Origin of the sequence: Nocardia sp. NPDC005746, assembly GCF_040630785.1 — a bacterium.
GTDB lineage: Bacteria > Actinomycetota > Actinomycetes > Mycobacteriales > Mycobacteriaceae > Nocardia.
The window spans coordinates 258,674-278,960 of the sequence record NZ_JBEXYE010000003.1 but is presented as its reverse complement, the minus strand read 5'-3'; the positions used below and the strand labels follow the sequence as shown (position 1 = coordinate 278,960).

16 protein-coding genes are annotated in these 20,287 nt (G+C 68.8%); 9 read left to right on the top strand and 7 right to left on the bottom strand.

Going from position 1 to position 20,287, the window contains the following annotated elements; translation table 11 throughout:
• The first annotated feature begins 8 nt into the window (after window positions 1–8).
• The 5 genes from ABZ412_RS07925 to ABZ412_RS07905 all read left to right on the top strand — a co-directional run bounded on the left by ABZ412_RS07925 (window position 9) and on the right by ABZ412_RS07905 (window position 5,023).
• Window positions 9–1,802, top strand: a complete 1,794-nt coding sequence (locus ABZ412_RS07925; RefSeq protein ID WP_357277727.1) for a thiamine pyrophosphate-requiring protein — start codon at window positions 9–11, stop codon at window positions 1,800–1,802.
• Between the two features lie 106 nt (window positions 1,803–1,908).
• Window positions 1,909–2,154: a CsbD family protein gene (locus ABZ412_RS07920; protein WP_357277725.1), complete on the top strand. Its 246-nt coding sequence runs from the start codon at window positions 1,909–1,911 to the stop codon at window positions 2,152–2,154.
• A gap of 155 nt (window positions 2,155–2,309) precedes the next feature.
• Entirely contained in the window at window positions 2,310–2,570 is a 261-nt protein-coding gene (locus ABZ412_RS07915) for a hypothetical protein (protein WP_357277722.1), read from the top strand.
• The gene (locus tag ABZ412_RS07910) at window positions 2,567–3,031 is read left to right on the top strand and encodes a DUF6328 family protein (RefSeq protein ID WP_357277719.1); all 465 of its coding nucleotides are present in this window, start codon (window positions 2,567–2,569) and stop codon (window positions 3,029–3,031) included. Before ABZ412_RS07915 ends, ABZ412_RS07910 begins: the two co-directional genes overlap by 4 nt.
• Window positions 3,032–3,232: 201 nt before the next feature.
• Window positions 3,233–5,023, top strand: a complete 1,791-nt coding sequence (locus ABZ412_RS07905; RefSeq protein ID WP_357277717.1) for a glycoside hydrolase family 15 protein — start codon at window positions 3,233–3,235, stop codon at window positions 5,021–5,023.
• A gap of 35 nt (window positions 5,024–5,058) precedes the next feature.
• Here the strand turns inward: ABZ412_RS07905 and ABZ412_RS07900 are convergent, their stop codons facing one another.
• The gene (locus ABZ412_RS07900; RefSeq protein ID WP_357277714.1) at window positions 5,059–5,388 is read right to left on the bottom strand and encodes a plasmid stabilization protein; all 330 of its coding nucleotides are present in this window, start codon (window positions 5,386–5,388) and stop codon (window positions 5,059–5,061) included.
• A gap of 239 nt (window positions 5,389–5,627) precedes the next feature.
• Between ABZ412_RS07900 and ABZ412_RS07895 the strand changes: the two genes are divergently transcribed.
• On the top strand, window positions 5,628–7,520 hold the full coding sequence (locus ABZ412_RS07895) for a KUP/HAK/KT family potassium transporter (protein ID WP_357278158.1): 1,893 nt from the start codon (window positions 5,628–5,630) through the stop codon (window positions 7,518–7,520).
• A 114-nt stretch (window positions 7,521–7,634) separates the two neighbouring features.
• The gene (locus ABZ412_RS07890; protein ID WP_357277712.1) at window positions 7,635–9,731 is read left to right on the top strand and encodes a catalase; all 2,097 of its coding nucleotides are present in this window, start codon (window positions 7,635–7,637) and stop codon (window positions 9,729–9,731) included.
• A 24-nt stretch (window positions 9,732–9,755) separates the two neighbouring features.
• On the opposite strand, the gene ABZ412_RS07885 is transcribed toward ABZ412_RS07890, so the two are convergent.
• Window positions 9,756–10,079 carry a hypothetical protein gene (locus ABZ412_RS07885; protein WP_357277710.1) on the bottom strand — a complete coding sequence of 108 codons (324 nt, stop codon included), beginning with the start codon at window positions 10,077–10,079 and terminating at the stop codon, window positions 9,756–9,758.
• A 170-nt stretch (window positions 10,080–10,249) separates the two neighbouring features.
• Between ABZ412_RS07885 and ABZ412_RS07880 the strand changes: the two genes are divergently transcribed.
• Window positions 10,250–10,816: a hemerythrin domain-containing protein gene (locus tag ABZ412_RS07880; RefSeq protein ID WP_357277707.1), complete on the top strand. Its 567-nt coding sequence runs from the start codon at window positions 10,250–10,252 to the stop codon at window positions 10,814–10,816.
• An 81-nt stretch (window positions 10,817–10,897) separates the two neighbouring features.
• Here ABZ412_RS07880 and ABZ412_RS07875 read toward each other — a convergent pair whose 3' ends face one another.
• From ABZ412_RS07875 to ABZ412_RS07860, 4 genes are all read right to left on the bottom strand, one after another.
• Window positions 10,898–11,053, bottom strand: coding sequence for a hypothetical protein (locus ABZ412_RS07875; protein ID WP_357277705.1), 156 nt, complete (start codon window positions 11,051–11,053; stop codon window positions 10,898–10,900).
• Between the two features lie 83 nt (window positions 11,054–11,136).
• Complete coding sequence (locus tag ABZ412_RS07870; protein ID WP_357277703.1) at window positions 11,137–15,627, bottom strand: cation-translocating P-type ATPase; 4,491 nt, start codon at window positions 15,625–15,627, stop codon at window positions 11,137–11,139.
• Window positions 15,628–15,703: 76 nt separating this feature from the next.
• Window positions 15,704–17,170, bottom strand: coding sequence for an ornithine decarboxylase (locus ABZ412_RS07865; protein ID WP_357277700.1), 1,467 nt, complete (start codon window positions 17,168–17,170; stop codon window positions 15,704–15,706).
• A gap of 42 nt (window positions 17,171–17,212) precedes the next feature.
• On the bottom strand, window positions 17,213–18,193 hold the full coding sequence (locus tag ABZ412_RS07860) for a TIGR03557 family F420-dependent LLM class oxidoreductase (protein WP_357277698.1): 981 nt from the start codon (window positions 18,191–18,193) through the stop codon (window positions 17,213–17,215).
• Between the two features lie 291 nt (window positions 18,194–18,484).
• Between ABZ412_RS07860 and ABZ412_RS07855 the strand changes: the two genes are divergently transcribed.
• Entirely contained in the window at window positions 18,485–19,051 is a 567-nt protein-coding gene (locus ABZ412_RS07855) for a type 1 glutamine amidotransferase domain-containing protein (protein WP_357277695.1), read from the top strand.
• A gap of 30 nt (window positions 19,052–19,081) precedes the next feature.
• On the opposite strand, the gene ABZ412_RS07850 is transcribed toward ABZ412_RS07855, so the two are convergent.
• Window positions 19,082–20,278, bottom strand: a complete 1,197-nt coding sequence (locus tag ABZ412_RS07850; RefSeq protein ID WP_357277693.1) for an AI-2E family transporter — start codon at window positions 20,276–20,278, stop codon at window positions 19,082–19,084.
• Between the last annotated feature and the right edge of the window lie 9 nt (window positions 20,279–20,287).

Sequence of the window (20,287 nt, the reverse complement as noted above, 5' to 3'; positions counted from 1 at the left end):
GAGAGGCCATGACCCGGCAAGTGAGTGATCACGTCGTGCGGCGGCTGCGGGAATGGGGTGTCGAGCAGGTTTTCGGCTATCCCGGTGACGGCATCAACGGCCTCATCGCGGCTTTCGGTCGCGCCGACGGCGACCCGGCCTTCATCCAGGCCCGGCACGAGGAGATGGCCGCCTTCCAGGCGACCGGGTACGCGAAGTTCAGCGGCAAGGTGGGAGTGTGCACGGCGACCTCCGGTCCCGGCGCTATCCATCTGCTGAACGGGCTGTACGACGCGAAACTGGACCATGTGCCCGTGGTGGCGATCGTCGGCCAGACCGCGCGCAGCGCCATGGGCGGCAGCTACCAGCAGGAAGTCGATCTGCAGAGCCTGTTCAAGGACGTGGCCTCGGACTATCTGGTCGAGGTGAACGTGTCGAGCCAGCTGCCCAACGCGCTGGACCGGGCCTTCCGCACCGCGCTCACCCGGCGCGCGCCGACCACGGTGATCATTCCCTCGGATCTGCAAGAGGAGAAATACGAAGCGCCCGAACACGAATTCAAACAGGTGCCCTCCAGCTCCCCGGGCACCCTGGTGGCGCCGACGGTGATTCCGCTGCGCGCGGAGATCGAGCGCGCAGCGGAAATCATCAATGCCGGAACCAGAGTCGCGATCCTGGCTGGACAGGGCGCTCGCGGGTGCGCGACCGAACTCACCCGCATCGCCGAACTGACCGGCGCCGGCGTGGCCAAGGCGCTGCTGGGCAAGGACGTGCTCTCCGACGAGCTGCCGTTCGTGACCGGTTCGATCGGGCTGCTCGGCACGCGGCCCAGCTATGAGCTGATGCGCGATTGCGACACCTTGCTGATCGTGGGCTCGAATTTCCCCTACACCCAGTTCCTTCCGGATTTCGGACAGGCCCGCGCCGTCCAGATCGACATCGACGGCACCATGATCGGCATGCGCTATCCGACCGAGGTCAACCTGGTCGGCGACGCGAAAGCCACACTGACCGAAATGATTCCGATGCTGACGCCGAACCCGGACCGGGCCTGGGCGATCGACATCCAGGAGAGCGTGGCCCGCTGGTGGCAGACGATCGAGAACCAGTCCATGCTCGACGCGAAGCCGGTCAACCCGATGCGGGTGGCCTGGGAGCTGTCGCGGCGCCTGCCCGAGAACACGATCCTCACCTCCGATTCCGGTTCGGCGGCCAACTGGTACGCGCGCTGCCTGCGCTTCCGCGGCGATATCCGCGGATCGCTGTCGGGCACGCTGGCGACCATGGGGCCCGGGGTGCCGTACGCGATCGGCGCCAAGTTCGCCCATCCCGATCGCCCGGTCATCGCCCTGGTCGGCGATGGGGCGATGCAGATGAACGGGCTCGCCGAACTGATGACCGTCCAGCGGTATCAGGATCGCTGGGCCGATCCGCGACTGATCGTGTGCGTCTTCCACAACAACGACCTCAACCAGGTCACCTGGGAACTGCGCGCCATGGGCGGCGAACCGAAATTCGAGGAATCGCAGACGCTTCCGGACATCTCCTACGCCGACGTCGCCCGCTGCATGGGCCTGTCCGCCGTCGCGGTCGACCGTCCCGAGGATGTCGGCCCCGCCTGGGACACCGCATTATCCGCGGACCGGCCGGTGCTGCTCGACTTCCGCACCGATCCGGAAGTCCCTCCGATACCCCCACACGCCACCTGGGAGCAGTTGAAGGCCACCGCGGAAGCCATCCTGCGTGGCGACCCCGGCGGCTGGCACCTGATCGTCCAGGGTGCGAAGACCAAGGCACAGGAGATGCGTCCGGCCCGTCACTGACGGTCGGGATGAAGGCTCGAAACAAAATGGCCGACAACCTGTTTCGAGTCCAGAGCCCCGGGTAGGTCCCGAATGTCCCTGCAATCGATATACGGAGGTATATCCCATGTCAGAGCACGAGAAGAGCGGTCCTCGGGAAGGCGCCGAAGGCGTGGTCGAGGGCGTCAAGGGCGCGGCCAAGGAAGCCGCGGGCAAGGTCTTCGGCAATGAGGGGCTGCGCGAGGAGGGGCGGGCTCAGCAGGACAAGGCCGAGGCCCAGCGCGACGCCGCCAAGCGGGAGGCCCAGGCCGAGAAGGATCGCGCCCGGGCCGAGGCCGAGGAGCAGCGGCAGCGCGCGCAGCAGCACCGCTGATCCGATTCATACGTAACCACACCGAAATCCCCTGGCTCGCAGCGCAACAGGCCAGGGGATTTCCCCTGTGCGCCCACGCTCGCGGAACGGCGTCGATTGCCCTGTTAGGCGGCCGATTGTCGGGGTATTCGCCCGTCAGGAGAAGGTGATGAGAAATGAGAACTTTCACGAATGACCGTCGGGTGTGGCGTGGACGCCGCACGGGTGCGAGCAGCCTGCTGCTGCTGGTGGTCGTGATCTGGCTGATCATCGGGGCCGTGGCCGCGGGGCAACGCCACTATTACGACAGCGCGCCGAGCAACTGCGCGAGCGCCGGAACCATCGCGGTCACGATAGTGGCGGGTCCGCTCAACTACCTCGGCATGAATCCGAAGATCGCCGACTGCCATGTCGATGTGCCGCAACCCAGTCCATGAGTGACCGGCACGAAACGCCCACCGAACGGCTGGATCGCAATTGGAACAGCCTGATGCAGGAATTGCGCGTCGTGCAGACCGGCGTGCAATTGCTGACCGGTTTCCTGCTGACACTGCCGTTCCAGGCGCGATTCACCATGCTGTCCGGCGTGATGCGGGTGGTCTACCTCGTGGTGGTGGCCGCGTCGATCGGGGCCACCATCTGCCTGATCGCGCCGGTCGCCGCGCATCGAATGCTGTTCCGGCGCCACCGGCTCGAGAATGTGGTGACCGCCGCGCATCGCTACGCGATCGTGGGCCTGAGCCTGCTCGGTGTCGCGTTGACGGGGGTGGCGGTGCTCATTTTCGACACCGTCGGCGGTACCCGGCCGGGAGTCATCGCCGGAATTGTTTCCGGCATCCTCTTCGTGGCCATCTGGGTATTGCATCCATGGCACGAGCATCGCGGTAGGAGCGCTTGAACCTGCCATCGCATGTGTCGGGCTCAACGGGGTACTGCGTCATGGCAACCCCGAAATGGTCAGGAGGTGATGGTCATGGTCTGGCAGATGATGACGGACACGTTCCGCATGGTGTGGAGCTTGATGTTCCCGGTGCCGTCGCCCATGTAGGGGCGTCGTCACCGGACGGTTACTCCCGCGACCGTGTGGTACTCGAACCGAGTGGAACCGACCCGGATCGAGCAACCACACGTGTTGCGGGAGTACGCGTTCGCCGCTGACGGCGAACGGGGCGCGCTGATCGGTCCGCGCGGTGACATCGCGTGGCTGTGCGCACCGCAGTGGGACAGCGCGCCGGTTTTCGACACGCTGATCGGGGGATCGAGCGTCTACTCGGTGACTCCCGACGAGCGCTGCGTCTGGGGCGGCCACTACGACCCGCGCAGTCTGATCTGGAATTCCCGGTGGGTCACCGGATCCACGGTGATCGAATGCCGTGACGCGCTGGCCTTTCCGGGAGACGCGCACCGGGTCGTCGTGCTGCGCCGGGTGCGGGCGCTGCACGACGAAGCTCGGGTCCTGGTCGAACTGAACCCGGTCCACGACTACGGACAGGCGCCGCTGCGCGATGTCCGGCGCGCGGCCGGTGCGTGGGAGGCGCGGTGCGGGCGACTCCGGCTGCGATGGAGCGGTGCACCCGACGCGGCGTTCGATGAAGACCCGGTGTGCCCGGGTTGGCGTCTGCTCCTGCGAGTGCCACCCGGCGAGTACCGGGACCTGGTCCTCGAACTGTCGGACATCGGCTTGCCCGATGCTCCGCCGGATCCAGAATTCTCCTGGACGGCAACGGAATTCAACTGGAATCAGGAGGTGCCCGTGCTGCGGGCGAATGCCGCGCCGCGCGACGCGTCCCACGCGTACGCGGTGCTGCGCGGTATGACCGGGTCCGGCGGCGGCATGGTCGCCGCGGCCACCACCGGGCTGCCCGAACGGGACGAACAGGGAGCCAACTACGACTACCGCTACGTCTGGATCCGCGATCAGTGCCTGGCCGGGCAGGCGGCCGCGGCGGCCGGCGCGTTACCCCTGCTCGATTCCGCGGTCGGCTTCATCGCCGAACGCCTGCTCGCCGACGGTCCATCGTTGATGCCCGCCTACACCCTGCGAGGCGAGGCGGTGCCGCGTGAGCGGGACGTCGACCTGCCCGGCTATCCGGGCGGCACCGGAGTCGTCGGCAATCGCGTGCGCGACCAGTTCCAGCTCGACATCTTCGGCGAGGCGCTGCTGGTGTTCGCCGCCGCGGCCCGCCACGACCATCTGCCTGCCGAATACCGGTCAGCGGTCGGTCTCGCGGTGGAAGCCATTGCCGCACATCGTGATCGGCGTGACGCCGGGATCTGGGAGATCGACGACGAGCACTGGGCGCACTCCGGGCTGATCTGCGCCGCCGGGCTGCGGGCGGTCGCCGGGTCGCCGGACACCGGAGCCGACAGCGCCGTCTGCACCGCCTTGGCGGACGCGCTGGTCTCGCGGGTGGCGAAGACGAGTGTGCACCCCACGGGCCGCTGGCAACGGTCGCCGCGGCATCCGGAAGTGGATGCCGCACTGCTCCTGCCGATCATCCGCGGCGCCGTGCCGCTGGGTGATCCGCGAGTCAGGGCCACGGTGTCCGCGGTCGCGCGCGAATTGTCCAGCGACTACTACGTATACCGGTATCGCGACGGTGAGAACCCGCTCGGCGACAACGAGGGTGCTTTTCTGCTGTGCGGCTTCGCGATGGCGATCGCGACGGCCGATCTGTCGCTGCCCGTCACCGCGGCCCGCTACTTCGAACGCAACCGCGCCGCCTGCGGCACACCTGGCCTGTTCGCCGAGGAATTCGATGTCACGCAGCGCCAGCTGCGGGGCAATCTACCGCAGGCGTTCGTCCACGCCCTACTGCTCGAAGCCTCCAATCATCCAGCTCTGCAACGGGAATGGGCGAACCTCGGACCGGGCGACGGTTCGCCATGACCGGGCAGCCATGGCGAACCGATGCCCGCGGCGGTTCAGGCCCGGCCGAGAGCGTGGGCGAGCTGCGCTTTCGACATTCCCGAGCGGCCCTTGATGTTTCGTTGCTTGGCCTCGTTGTACAGCTGGTCCTTGGTCAGGCCCTTGGGTCCGCGCCGACCCGAACGCTCGCCACCACGCTGTTGCGGGGACTTACCCTGCAAGGATGTCCGGCTGGCGGTCTTGGTCTCGCCCGCGCGGGCCCGGTTCTTGTTGACCGTGCGCGCACCGATCTCCCGCGCCCGGGCCGGGCTCTCGCCGCGGTCCTCGGCGGAGTCGCGGACGTGCTCGTACTGACGTTCCTCTTTCTTCGTCCATTCCTGGGGCATGGCACTGCTCCGATGCTGTGTCTCCGCTCTCTGAGCGGGTACGCCGAAGGCATCAGCACTCGGCGAGGAGGGTAGGGACATGACCGCAGTACCCCGAACCGGCGGACCGAACCTATCGATCGGGATCGATCCGGACCACGATCGGGCCAGGTGACGGTATGTCCGAGCGCCAGGAATCGACGGTCTCCGATGACCCGGGGTCGGCCGGGCAGTCCGGTGCGTCGGGCGGACGCGGTTCGATGCGGGACGCGCTCCGGCCGGGTCTGCTGATCGGGGCGGTGGGGGTGGTGTTCGGCGATATCGGGACCAGTCCGATCTACACGCTGCGCACGGTGTTCGACCCCTCGGACCCGCATCCCGTGCCGGTGGAACCCGCCAATGTGTACGGGGTCGTGTCGCTGGTGTTCTGGTCGGTGCTGATCATCGTGACCGTCACCTATGTGCTGCTGGCCATGCGCGCCGACAACGACGGTGAGGGCGGGATCATGGCGCTGATCACGCTGGTGCGGCGCTTCGCCGCGCGCGGCCGCCGACCCGCCGCGATACTGGCCGCTCTCGGAATCTTCGGCGCGGCACTGTTCTTCGGCGACAGCATGATCACTCCCGCCATCTCGGTGCTGTCCGCGGTGGAGGGGATCGAGGTGGTGGAACCGTCTCTGGCCAAGGCGGTCGTGCCGGTCACGGCTCTGATCATCGTGCTGCTGTTCATCTTTCAGCACCTCGGCACCGAGTCGGTGGGCCGGTTGTTCGGGCCGGTGATGGTGACCTGGTTCCTGGCGATCGCGGCATGCGGCATCGGCGGGATCTGCCGGCACCCGGCGATCCTGAAGGCGCTGTGGCCCGGCTACGCGCTCGGCTTCCTCGCCGGGCATTTCGCCGTCGCGTTCTTCGCGCTGGCCGCCATCGTGCTGGCGGTCACCGGCGCGGAGGCGCTGTACGCGGATCTGGGGCACTTCGGCCGCCGATCCATCACCACCGCTTGGCTCGTGCTGGTGCTGCCCGCCTGCGTGCTCAGCTATTTCGGGCAGGCCGCCCTGATCCTCGGGACCCGCGCCCACGTGGCGAGCCCGTTCTTCCTGCTGGTCCCGCAGTGGGGCCGGCTGCCCATGGTCGCCCTCGCCACCGCGGCGACGGTCATCGCGTCGCAGGCGGTGATCACCGGCGCGTACTCGGTGGCCTCCCAGGCCGCACGCATCGGCTACCTGCCGCGGCTGCGCATCGCACACACCTCGGACTCGACGCCCGGGCAGATCTACGTGCCGTGGGTCAACTGGCTGCTGCTGGTCGCGGTGCTCACCCTGGTGCTGGCCTTCCGTAGTTCTACCGCCCTGGCCTTCGCCTTCGGTATGGCGGTCACGTGCACGATCACCATCACGACCCTGCTGCTCGGCTACCTCGCCCACGCGAAATGGCAACTGCCGCTGTGGCTCGTCGTGGTGGTCTGGACGCCACTGCTCACGGTGGACCTGCTGTTCGTCGCGGCCAACCTCACCAAACTCCTGCACGGCGCCTGGCTGCCGCTGCTGATCGGCCTGGCCGCCTTCGTGGTCATGACGACCTGGCAGCGCGGGCGCGGCGTGGTGGCCGCCGAACGCGACCGCCTGGAAGGCTCCCTGCGCGAGTTCGTCGACGACCTGTGGCACGACCCCTCACGATTGACGATCGTCGACGGCACCGCCGTCTTCCTCAGCCGCGGCAAGGACACCGTGCCGCTGGCCCTGTGCGCCAATGTCGAACACAACAGCGTCCGCCACCGCCACACCGTCATCGCCTCGGTGGAAACCGAACCCGTCCCTCGAATCCCATCCGACGACCGCGTCCGCGTCGACCACCTCGGCTACCGCGACGACGGCATCGTCCACGTCACCGTCCGAGTCGGCTACATGGAAACCCCCGATGTCCACGCCGCCCTGGCCGCCCTCGACACCGACGAGGCCGAAGGCGAACTCGACCTGGACCATGCCTCCTACTTCCTGTCCGAAGTAGAACTCCGCGCCGCCGACAACCCCGCGATGTCCCGTTGGCGCACCAGGCTGTTCATCGCCACCAGCCACCTCTCCGCGGACGTGGCCGACTACTTCCGCCTGCCTCGCCACCGCACGGTGACCCTCGGCGAGCGCATCGAGGTCTGACCGGCCTCCGGCGCGGACATGTCGCGGGCGGGTGTGTGAAACCGCTCGGGTCGGGTAAGCGGGCGATACGCAGACATCCGGGTTTCCGGCCATCGAGCGGAGGAAGGTCGCCATATGGACAGTGAGAGGAACGACAAGCAGCGCCAGCTGGATTCATATCGCGTCGCGCGAGACAGGGGCTACCTGACCACGCAGCAGGGCGTCCGGGTGGACGGCACCGACGACACGGTGAAGGTGGGCGATCGTGGCCCGGCCCTGCTGGCCGACTTCCACGCCCGCGAGAAGATCACGCACTTCGATCACGAGCGGATTCCCGAACGCGTCGTGCACGCGCGCGGAGCCGGGGCCCACGGGCGCTTCCGGCCGCACACCGGATGGCTGGGCCGGTTCACCACGGCGCGGTTCCTCACCGATCCGACCGTGGAGACGCCGGTGTTCGTGCGGTTCTCCACGGTCGCGGGATCGCGCGGATCCGCCGACACCGTCCGCGACGTGCGCGGTTTCGCGACGAAGTTCTATACCGCGGAGGGCAATTACGATCTGGTCGGCAATAACTTCCCGGTCTTCTTCATCCAGGACGGCATCAAGTTCCCCGACTTCGTGCACGCGGTGAAACCCGAACCCCACAACGAGATCCCGCAGGCCGCCTCGGCCCATGACACCCTCTGGGACTTCGTGGCACTGCAACCGGAGACCCTGCACGCGATCCTGTGGCTCATGTCGGACCGGGCCCTGCCGCGCAGCTATCGGATGATGCAGGGCTTCGGCGTGCACACCTTCCGGCTCGTCGACGCCGACGGGCAGTCGACGTTCGTGAAATTCCACTGGAAACCCAAACTCGGCGTGCACTCACTGCTGTGGGACGAATGTCAGCAGATCGCCGGGCGCGACCCGGACTTCAATCGGCGCGATCTGTGGGACTGCATCGCCGCCGGGCAGTACCCGGAATGGGAGCTCGGGGTGCAGCTGATCCCGGAGCATCGGGAATTCGATTTCGACTTCGATCTGCTGGACGCGACGAAACTGATTCCGGAGGAATACGTTCCGGTGCGACCGGTCGGGACCATGGTGCTCGATCGCAATCCGGACAACTTCTTCGCCGAGACCGAACAGGTCGCCTTCCACACCGCGAACCTGGTGCGCGGCATCGATTTCACCGACGATCCGCTGCTGCAACTGCGCAACTTCTCCTACCTGGACACGCAGCTGATCCGGCTGGGCGGGCCGAATTTCGCGCAGCTGCCGATCAATCGGCCGGTGGCGGACGTGGTCAACCACCAGCAGGACGGCTACGGACAGCACGCCATCCCGCAGGGCGAGGCGGCCTACACCGAGAACACGATCGGGGGCGGCTGCCCGGTCCTGGCCGGGGACGGTGCGTTCCAGCACCATTCCGAGTCGCTGTACGGCGCCACGGCCCGGGCGCGCGGTGCGAAGTTCCGCGAGCACTACGCGCAGCCGCGCATGTTCTGGCGCAGTATGTCCGAACCCGAAGCCGATCACATCGTGGCCGCCTTCGCCTTCGAACTCGGCAAGCTGACCCGGCCCGAGATCCGCGAACGCGTCCTCGAACACCTCGCGCGCATCGACGCCGATCTGGCGGTCCGGGTGGCCGCCGAACTCGGCATGCGGGTTCCGGGTGTGTCGTACAACGGGGAGGTGACCGCGTCCCCGGCGCTGTCGCAGTCGAACTTGCCCGGGGAGGGCATCGCCACCCGCAAGATCGCCGTGCTGATCGCGGACGGCGTCGACGCCGATGGGCTGGAACGGGTGAGTTCCGCGCTGCGAGGGCGCGGCGCGGTGCTGGAAACCCTGGCGGCCCACGGCGGTGAGGTCGGCGCCGAGGGCGGCGGGACGGTGCCGGTGGATCGTTCGCTGGCGACCGTGTCGTCGGTCCTGTACGACGGTGTCCTGGTCGCGGGTGGTCCGGACGCGGTCGAATCGCTGGGCGGTGACGGTCCCGCGGTCCACTTCGTGCTGGAGGCCTACAAGCACGCCAAACCGATCGGCGGATTCGGGGCGGGCGCGGCGCTGCTGCGGACCATCGGACTGAGTCCGATACCGCCCGACGACGGACTCGGCAATGTCGACGGCGTCGTGGTCACCACGGCGTCCGGTCGGGACATCCCGGCGCGATTCGCCGATGCCTTCGCGGAAGTTCTGGCGCGGCACCGGGTCTGGCGACGCGCCACGCGCGCCGTCCCCGCGTGAGCTTCCGATCACGAGACTCGGTCGCTACTTCTTCGGGACGAGGATGCCGGTGAGGTCCGCGTCCCGGATCGGGGTGTCCGGATTGCGTTGCGCCTCGCACATCACGGTGATGGCCGCGATGGACGCGTCGACGGTGTCCGGCGCGGCCGACGAGGTCACCTTCGTGTCCTGTTCGAGGTATTTGCGGACGGTGATCCGCTGCTTCGCCTGGTCCTGCTGGGTGAATTCGCTGCACGGCGTGCTGCCGCCCTTGTTGACGACTTCCTTGGCCTGATCGCATGCCCCCGTGAGGGGAATCAGCAGTGCCGCGGCCAGGACGGTCACGGTGCGAACGGTGTGTCCGGTCATGGGGAACACTTCCTCGTATCTCGGTCACCCCTTCTGTCGATTGCCCGGCCCCGTGCGCCCGAAACAACCACCCCGCTTCGTCGAAACGGACTGTCCGGCAGTTCGTTTCCGTCCGGCGATCGCGGGTAGGTCCCGGTTGTCCCTGCAATCAGACAATCGGAGGAATATCCATGTCCGACCGTGACGCGGACGTGATTGACCTGCTGGTCTCCCAGCATTGTGAGATCAAGTCCTTCTTGCATCAGGTGCAGATGGCCGTCGGCGCGACCCGGGAACAGAAGTTCGAGGAGTTGGTGCGGCTGCTCGCCGTGCACGAGGCCGCCGAGCAGGAGATCGTGCACCCTACCTCCCGGCATCGCTCGGTCGGCGACGAGATCGTCGACAGCCGGCTGCGCGAGGAGCAGGAGGCCGAGCGTGTCTTGGCCGTGCTCTACGACCTCGGTCCGGCGCATCCCGAATTCGACTCGAAATTCACGGCTTTCGCCGAGAGTGTGATCGAGCACGCGGAGCTCGAGGAGAAGGAGGAGTTCAGCCGATTGCAGCTGGAGGTCCCGTACGACGAGCGCGTCAGCCTGGCCGGCGCGGTGCGCTTCGCCGAGAGCCTCGCGCCGACGCGCCCGCATCCCGGCGCGGGCGCATCCCTGGCCGCACATCTGCTCATCGGCCCGCCGCTGGCGGTGTTCGACCGGATCCGCGATGGCATCCGCGATTGGCGCAGACAGAGCGGTGAGGCTTAGCGCGACCGTACCGAGCCCCCGGCCCGCGCTGTCGCGGGCCGGGGATTCCGGCTTCCGCGACGCGCTTCGGGGATCGTCCGATCACCAGTAGTGCGCGCGGCCGCCGATCGGCCGTCCGGCCGCCCCGAGCAGCCACAGGACCGCGCCGATGAGCAGCAGAATGACACCGATGGTCGTGAGGATGCCGATCCCGAGAACCAACCCCAAGATCAGCAGAATGAGGCCCAGGATGATCATGACTATTCCTTCGTGGAAAGCGGCTATGGCCCTCACGCAGTTCCCGGCGTGTCGGACCTCAAACACTGATCAACCCACGGGAATCACCGGAGTGGCGGGAGCGCTCGACCTTCGTGCGCGCTGATCGCCGTGGCGATTCCGGCCCCGCCGATCGCGATCGTCCAGCCCACCGGGCCCAGCGGGCGGCAGCCGAAATAGGTGCAGATCCCGGGTGTCATGACCACGGTGAACAACACCGCTCCGCTCGCCGCGGTGGTGAACCAGACCAGCGGGCTGTGCCGGGCCGCCAGCAGGGTCTGGCCCAGCTGGGTGCCGATCAACGCGACCAGGCCGATGGTGCCGGCCCGCCGCTCGGATCCGGTGTAGCGGCCCACCAGCCACGCGGCCGTCGCGCCGGCGGCGGTGGTGGCTCCCCGGGACGTGATGGCGTGCAGCAGCTCCGCGCCCAGGTCGGCGGGTGGCCGGGCCGCCAGGCGCGCGCCGAGTTCGTCCGCGCGGCCGAGAGTTCCGGCGTCGACCTCGGCGACCGGGTCGGGAGCCAGCGCTACGGCCATGGCCGGGAACATATCGGTGAGCAGGTTGACGAGCAGGAATTGCCGGGTGCCCAGAGGTGCGCGGCCGGATACGGCGGTGCCCAGCACGGTGAAGGCGACCTCGCCCGCATTGCCGCCGACCAGGACGCCGACCGCATCGCTGACCCGGCGCCACATACTGCGGCCCTCGGCCAGTGCTTCGAGAAGGACGAGCGGATCCGGATCGGTGAGCACCAGGTCGGCGGCATTGCGCGCCGCCGTGGAACCCCGTGCGGCCAAACCGATTCCGATGTCGGCCGAGCGGATGGCGGCGGCGTCGTTGCCGCCGTCGCCGGCCATCGCGACCACATGGCCACTGTGCTGCAGGGCGGTCACGATGCGGACCTTGTGATGCGGGCTGACCCGGGCGAACACCGCGCTGTTCTCGATCAGTTCGGCCTGTCCCTGTTCGTCGAGTTCGTCGAGGTCCGCGCCGGTCGTGACGGTCTCGGCGTCGATACCCAGTTCGCGGGCGACGGCAGCCGCGGTGACCGGGTGGTCGCCGGTGATGATGCGGACGCCGATGTCGTTGTGCCGCAGGGCGGTGATCAGCGGGTGAGCCTGGGGGCGCGGGGTGTCCGCGAGGCCCAGGAATCCCACGAGGGTGAGCTTCTCGACCACGTCCTCGATATCTCCGGGCGTGGACCGCAGATCCCGGCGGGCCACCACCAGCACGCGCAGGCCTCGGTCGGCGAGTTCGTGCACCAGGGTGTCCGCCCGCTCGCGCTCGGACGCGGAAAAGTCGGCGCTGAAGGGTTTTTCGCCGTCCTGGCGCACCTTCGCGCAGCGGTCGAGGACCACTTCGGATGCGCCCTTGACGACCAGGCGCAGCCGTCGCGGGTTGTGGCCGAGGGTGGCGGCGAAGCCGCGATTCGACTCGAAAGGCAACTCCTCCACCGTTTCCCAGTCCTGATCCTCGGGGAGTTCGGCGGCGGCGTCGAGGACGGCCCGGTCGGTCGAGTGGACGATCGGGCCGTCCGGATCCGGGCAGGCGTGCGCGGCCTCGCGCAGCAGTCGGCGGGCCACGGGATCATCGTCGCCGGGCTCCCATTCGGCATCCAGCGATGCCAGGGTGGTCAGTCGCAGCTTGCCCTCGGTGAGCGTGCCGGTCTTGTCGAAGCACATCGTGTCGACCCGGCCCAGGGCCTCCACGGTCCTGCTGGCGCGCACCAGAATTCCGCTGCGGGACAACCGGCGGGCGGCCGCCGACTGGGCGACCGTCGCCACCAGCGGCAGGCCCTCGGGCACCGCCGCGGTCGCGACCGCCACGCCCTCGGCCAGTGCGGCGCGCAGGGGGCGGCCGCGCAGCCAGCCGAGCGCGGTGACCGCGGACCCGCCTGCCAGGGTCGCGGGCAGCGTTTGATCGGTGAGGCGCCGCAACTGGGCCTGCACCCCGGTGCGGCGTGGCGGTACGGCGGCCGCCGCGGCCCGTTCGGCTTCGGTGTCACCGCCCACCGCGACCACCACGGCGACGGCGACGCCGTTGACGACCGTACTGCCCTGGAACAGCATGCAATACCGGTCTCCGAGCGCCGCTCCGGGCGTGGCGGCCACCCGCTTCTCCACGGTGACCGACTCGCCGGTGAGGGCGGACTCATCGATCTCCAGATCGTCGCAGTACAGCAGTCGGGCGTCGGCGGGCACCACATCACCGGTGCGCACCAGCACGACATCGCCGATCCGCAGCTCACCCGCCGGGATGCGCTGCCCGGCGAGGCTGTCGACGTTGCCCATGTCCGGCGCGACGGCGTCGCGCCGGTCGATTCGGCAGGCCCACAGCTGCTCGCCGTGCAGCAGATCCCGGATCGCGGACTCGGCGCTCGAGCGTTGTGCGGTCGACACCAGGGCATTGACCGTCAGCACCGAGGACACGAGCAGGGCATCGGTCGGTGCGCCCAGAATCGCGGACGCGCCGGCTCCGACGGCCAGGATCGGCGTCAGCGGGTCGGCCACCTCCGAGCGCAGATGTCCGGCGAAACGGGCGAAGGGGGTAGCGGCGGCGGACACGCGGGTCAGAATGGGAGAGAGCGGATGCGGCCGGGACGGCTCGTCGGGCTCCGGTTCGGGCAACCGGGTGAGCACCTCACGGGCCTCGAGCGCGTGCCAGGGCAGCAGCGGCGCCTCGGCCGCCGTCAGGTCGGAAGCCGGTGCGCGCCAACCGCTCATGCCGCCCAGGAAGAGACCAGCCGCATGGGCCGCGGTGACCGGGAGTTGTTCGTTGTGACGCTGGGGAGCGGCCGCCAGCAGCAGGCCGCCCAGCGCCGCGGCCGACAGCGCCAGCCCGCGGCCGCGTCCGCTGGCGGCGCGCGCGGGTGCGATCGCGGCGAGCACGTCGAGGATCTGCCGCGGATCGGTGCACACGGCGTCCGCCGCCCACGGCGTCCGGCAGTCCATATCGTTCCGGACCACGGCGAAGGCCGCGTCGGCCGCCGCCAGTGCGCGATCCGCGGACAGGGAGACGACCGCGACGCCGTGGCCCTGTTCCTGCAACCGGCGCACCAGGTCGTGCTGCGAGCGGCCGCGAGGCACGAATTCGTCCGCGGACGAGCGGAGTTCGGCGGTATCGCGGGTTCCGGCGAGTATTACCCGCAACCCGGCGTCGCGGGCCGCGAGCAGGATGGCCTGGGCATGCGGATGCAGTTCGTGGCCGACCAGGACACGCCCGATCTTCCGGGAACAGTCGCGGACTTCGTACCAGACCGGCTCAGGCAGATCTCGCTCGCTCGCCTCGACCGGATCGAATGACATCGCGGTGTCCTCGGTCGCGGAATCGGTCGCGGAATCTTCGGAATCCGAATCCGCGTCCGAGGCATCGGAATTCGCGCCTTCGGTATTCCACAGACGATGCTGAGCGGCGCTCCAGATCCGGCGCCGTTCCCGGTCGTCCGTCGCTTCGGCCTCGAGTACGAGACGATGCGCGCCGAGCAGGACCTCGCCGTCGACGACGATCGCGGTGAGCCGGTCCAGGCGCCGCCACACTCCCGGGTCGACCGTCACCACCCCGGCCAGTGTGAGCCGGATGGCGAGGGCGGCGGCGAACGATTCGCGGCTGGTGCGTGCGGCTTTCGGTGCGGCCAGGCCGAGCGCGGGCGCGGTGTCGGTGGCGCCGCGGCCGAACAACGCGGTGGCCGCGGCCAGCGCCGAACCGGTGGCGACCTCGTCCGCGCACCGCTCGACCGGTCCGGCCGGCAGTTCCGTCGGCCGGGGTCCGATCCTGAGCGGTTCATCCGGAGTGCCTGCCTGGTGGGTGTGATCCGCCTCCAGCTCCCACTGCCGCCATCGCGCGTGGCGCGCACCCGCCTCGGCGAGAACCAGCGCGCGCTGACCCGCGTCCACGAGCAGTGTGCCCACGCCCTCGCCCGCGGCCTGACCGATGGCGTTCGCGGTCGTGACCACCAGATCGGTGCGCGCCTGCCCGATTCGATCCTCGAGCACGGTGCGCAGCCGCGGCTGCGTCTCGAACAATGCCGCCGTCGCCTGGAAGAAACGCAGGGGCGCCCGCCGTGGTGTCAGCGCACCCGCGACCGCGAGACCGAGCGCCACCGTATCGCCCGCCAGCGAAATCGCCGCGGACAGTGCCGGTTCCAAATCCCCGGGATGCGGCGTCGTCGGATCCCATTCGCGATCCTCGACCCCGAACTGCCGCTCGACCTCCGCCACGGCCCGCACCAGATCCGCGATCTCGGTATCGGAATCCGCCGTGACCGCGACCAGCCCGGTGATCGAATTCGCGCGAACCCGTTCGACTCCGGCCAGCGCGCCCAGCGTGCCGCGCAACGCTGCCGCCATCTTCCTGCCCCGCTCGGAATCGAGCCCGCGCGCCTCGACGAACACCCGCTCCCCGACCCGCACCACCCGCCGGTCCCGTCGCAGCCCGGGGTCGAGCAGCGTCCCGAGATCGTGCCGCAGCTGCGCACCGACCTCGACCGCGGTCGTCACGCCGCGGGTGAGGTTGCGCGCGGTGCCCGAGGTGAGGCCGAGCATTCGATCCAGCAACTCCATATCGGCCGCTTACCTACCGACAGCCCGCGTAAGCGGACCGGAGTAGTCGCCCGGTGCCGGCGTTCTGCGTGCGCGTCTACCGGAGGGCGTCCCGGGCGACGACACGCAGGGTGTCCAGTGACGGGTCGGCGGGGTCGGGCACATTCATTCCGGCGGCGATGCCCGAGCGGAGGTAGTCGATCACGGCGACGTCGATCAGTTCGCCGGGCACGATGACGGGGATGCCGGGCGGATAGGGCGTGACCTGTTCGGCGGCGATCCGTCCGGGAGCGCGGTCGATCGGAACCGATTCGCAGGGCGCGAAGAAGGCGTCGCGCGGCAGCATGATCGAATCCAGTTGCAGGTCACGAGGACTGGGCAGGTGGACCTCAGGGGGCGCCGGGTCGCGCAGTTGGGTGCGCCAGGCGATGAGACCGGAGATCAGGGCGTCGACGGTGTCGGGGCTGTCGGCCATGGACAGGGTCGCGAGGATTCGGCGGTGATCGCACAGGCCGAGATCGATGCGCCGGTGTTCGCGCATCCAGTCGGCGATCTCGTACCCTGATGCGCCGGTCGCGGAGACGTCCATCAGGACCTGGAGCCGATCCAGGTCGTGGGAGGCTTCGACGCCGAGCAGTTCGTCCTCCATCACCGAAATGCCCGGGATGGCGTCGAGTTCGCGGCGCGCGTACCCGGCGGTCTTCAGTGCCGCGCCGAGCAGGTCGTGGCCGTGCTCGACCATCTGCCGCCGCCAGCCGTCCATGGCGGCGTACAGCAACACGTTCGGACTGGTCGTCATGAGCAGATCCGCGCACTCGCGCAACCGATTCCGGTCGACGAGATCGCCCTGGAGATGGAACACCGACCCTTGCTCGAATCCCGCGCCCATCTTGTGCACACTGACCAGGCAGATGTCCGCGCCCGCGTCCATGGCCCAGGTCGGCAGGTCCTCGTGGAACGGCAGATGGGCACCCCATGCCTCGTCGATGATGAGGGGTTTGCCGTGGCTGTGGCAGACCTCGGCGATCGCGGCGATGTCGGCGCAGGTGCCGTACGGGGTGGGACTGACGATCAGCGCACCCGCTGCTTCCGGATATCGCTCCCAGGCCCGGTGCACCTGTTCCGGGGACGGCGCGTGCGAGAAGTGTCGAGCCGCATCCCATCTGGGTGGCACCCAGTAGGGCCGCACACCGGCGAAGATCAGTCCGGCGACGATCGATTTGTGGCTGTCGCGGCCCAGGATGAGCCCGCCGTCCCCGCCCGCGACGGCCAGCATGGCCGCCTTCACCGACAGCGAACTGCCGCAGGTGGAGAAGAAGGCGTAGTCGGCGCCCACCGCGTCGGCCATCAATTCCTCGGCGTCGGTGAGATGGTGGCCGCGGGACAAGCGATCGTCCATGCCCGATCCGGCGAGGATGTCCGCGCGCAGGGCCGGGCCGAGGATCTCGTTCACGCGCGGATCGGCTCCGCGCGACTGCCGGTGGCCGGGCGGGGTGAAGCCGTAGCGGCCCTGGCGCTGATAGTCGGCCAGGGCATCGAGTATCGGTGCGGCGGAATGATTCACGACGCCTCCTCTGCGGTCGGGCGGTGCGGGTTCCGGGCCACCTCAGGTACCGCGGAGCTTGTCCAGCAGCGGCGGTGCGGCCTCGGCCAGGAATCGATCCTGTTGTTCGTCACCGATCTGGACCAGCGCGACATCGGTGAAGCCCGCCGCCCGGTAGGGGTGCACGGATTCGGTCATGGCGTCGAGGTCGGGGCCGCAGGCGATCTGCTCGGCGATGTCGTCGGGGCGGACGCATTGTGTCGCGGCCGCGAATCCCGCCGGGGTGGGCAGGTTGGCGTTGACGTGCCAGCCCCCGGTGGACCAACGGAACTCGTCGTGTGCACGGTGAATCGCCTTGTCCCGGTCGGTGTCCCAGCTGACGGGAACCTGTCCGGTGACTCGCGAGGGTTCGTCGTCGTGTTCGGCGATGCGAATGCGCTGCCAGGCGTCGACGGGCTCGGGGTCCGGGTCGGTGGCGATCATCTCGTCGGCCAGCGGCGCGAAGCGCCGGACCGACCGGGGCCCGGAGACCGCGACGGCGATGGGCACGGGTTGGGCGGGCAGATCCCAGATCTTGGCGGCGTCGACCCGATACCACCGCCCACGGCGGCTGATCGTGTCCCCGGTGAGCAGGTCCCGGATGAGGCCGATGGCCTCGGCGAGGCGGTCCTGGCGTTCGTCGAGACCGGGCCAGCCCGCACCGATCACGTGCTCGTTGAGGCTTTCGCCGCTGCCGAGTCCGAGGGTGAACCGGCCCTCGGCGAGGATCTGCAGGGTCGCCGCTTGCTGCGCGACGACCGCCGGGTGGTAGCGCATGGTCGGGCAGCACACAAAGGTCATCAGCGGAATGCGTTCGGTGGCCTGTGCGACCGCGCCGAGCATGGTCCAGGCGTGGGGTGCGTGCCCCTGGGACTCGAGCCAGGGCGAGTAATGATCGGAGCTGACCAGGAAGTCGAATCCGGCCTGTTCGGCCGCGACCGCGTAGCGGACGAGCTCGCGCGGGCCGCTCTGCTCGGTCATCAGGGTGTATCCGAACCGGGTCACGGCGGTGTCCTTCCGTTCGGTGCCGATGGGATACCGGTCGGCTACCCACTGCCGGCCCGGAATCACCGACGGCCCCATGCGATCGATCGGGGAATTCGGAAATGTCGGGCCCGCCGGACAGGTTGAGACGGCTGCACGCGGGTATTGCGAACGATGTCCAGACCAGATGGTCTGGCAGGCATTACTTCCGGACGGCCGTCGCGGTCCGTACCAGCAGCGTCGTCAACGGCGACGGTGTCTCGACGGCGAGATTTGCGCGCGAATCGCGATACCAAGGGAGAGGAGAGATCGGTGTCAGCGGAACTCGATGGTGTTCGCGTCCTGATCGTCACTTCCAATACCGGGGTCGAGCGGGACGAACTGGTTGTTCCCCGAGATCAACTGCGCGCTCGCGGCGCGTTCGTGACCCATGCGGCCGCGGAGGATATCGACGTGCAGACATTTCGGCACGACCTCATCCCTTCCGAGCCCGTGCGGCCCGACCTGGCGCTGAGCGAGGTGGATCCCGGCTCGTTCGACGGCGTGGTGATCCCCGGCGGCACCGTCAATGCCGACAAGCTCCGAACCAACGCCACGGCAAGGGAGCTCGTTCGATCGCTGATCGCGGCGGACCGCCCGATCGCGGCCATCTGTCATGGCCCCTGGCTGCTCGTGGAGGCCGCGGTGGTCGCGGGTAAGACCCTGACCTCCTACCACTCACTACGTACCGATCTGGTCAACGCCGGGGCTACCTGGGTCGACCAGCCGGTCGTCCGCAGCGACGCCGAAGGCTGGACGCTGATCACCTCCCGCAGACCCGACGATCTCCCCGACTTCGTCGACGCGATCGCCGCGGAATTCTGTGTACGCACATCCTGACGGTGGTCGATTCGCCACTGTGCACGGGAATCACCCCGGCGATCGCGTGGCAGCCGGACCGGGCTTCGCAGGATGGTCCAGCCTCGGGTAGAGCAGCTCCCGGACCAGCAGGAGCAGACTGGCGGCGACGGGAATGGCGAGCAGCGCGCCCAGCACGCCGAGGACCGAACCGCCGACGAGCACCGCGACCACCGTCACCACCGCGGGAACCTGCACCGTGCGCCCGATGATGCGCGGCACCAGCAGATAGTCCTCGATCATGCGCATCGCGATGAAGAAGACTACGGTCGCCACGCAGACCGGCAGCGAAACCGTCAGTGCGACAAGCGTGATGGCGATGCCCGCCAGCGTGGAGCCGATCAACGGGATGAGGTCCAGCACCGCCGCGAGTACGGCCAGCACCAGCGGGAACGGGACACCGAACGCTGCCAGCCAGATGAAGGTGACCACACCGGTGATCAAGGAGATCAACAGATTTCCCAGCACGTAACCGCCGACCTTGGCGAATATCGCATCCCCGAGCAGGATCGCGCGCGGCCGCCGATCGCGTGGGACCAGCCGATAGAGATTGGCGCGCAAGGCCGGGAAGTTCGCCGAGAAGTACGCGGTGAGCACCGCGACCAGCACGGTGGCGGTGATGCCGCCGAAGATCACCTTCCCCGCGCCGACCAGGCCGTGGGAGACCTTGCCGAAATCGGCGTCGGTGGTCTCCCTGAGTCGTTGGTCGAGGTGGAATCGCTCGGCGGCCTCCCGGACCAGGGGATAGCGGTCCTCGAGGCCGCGCAGCGCGTCGGGTGCGTGATGGACCAGACCCTGTCCCTGATCGATCAATGGCGAGATGGCGGCCCACAGGAACCCGGCCAGACCGCCCGCGACGATCAGGAACACCAGGGCGACGGCGAAACCGCGCCGGACATGGTGTCGAACCAGCCAGGAAACCGCGGGCTCCATTCCGATGGCGAGAAACAACCCGGCCGCCACCAGCAGCAAGGCCTCGTGCGCCGCAAGCACGATCCGCACCGCGCCGACCGTGACCAGCACCCCGGCGGCACCGGTCAGCCCCACCATGAACGGCGAGTTCCGGTCGAATCTGCGCCCGGGCCTGCCGAGCGGATGCCGATCGCTGGAGAGTTCCGCCGCACGTTCCTCCGCGGCCTGGATGGGGGCCGGTTCGCTGTCGGAGTGCGGTTGTGCGACCTGATCATGGTGCGCTGTTTCGTCGTTCATCGGTGCTCG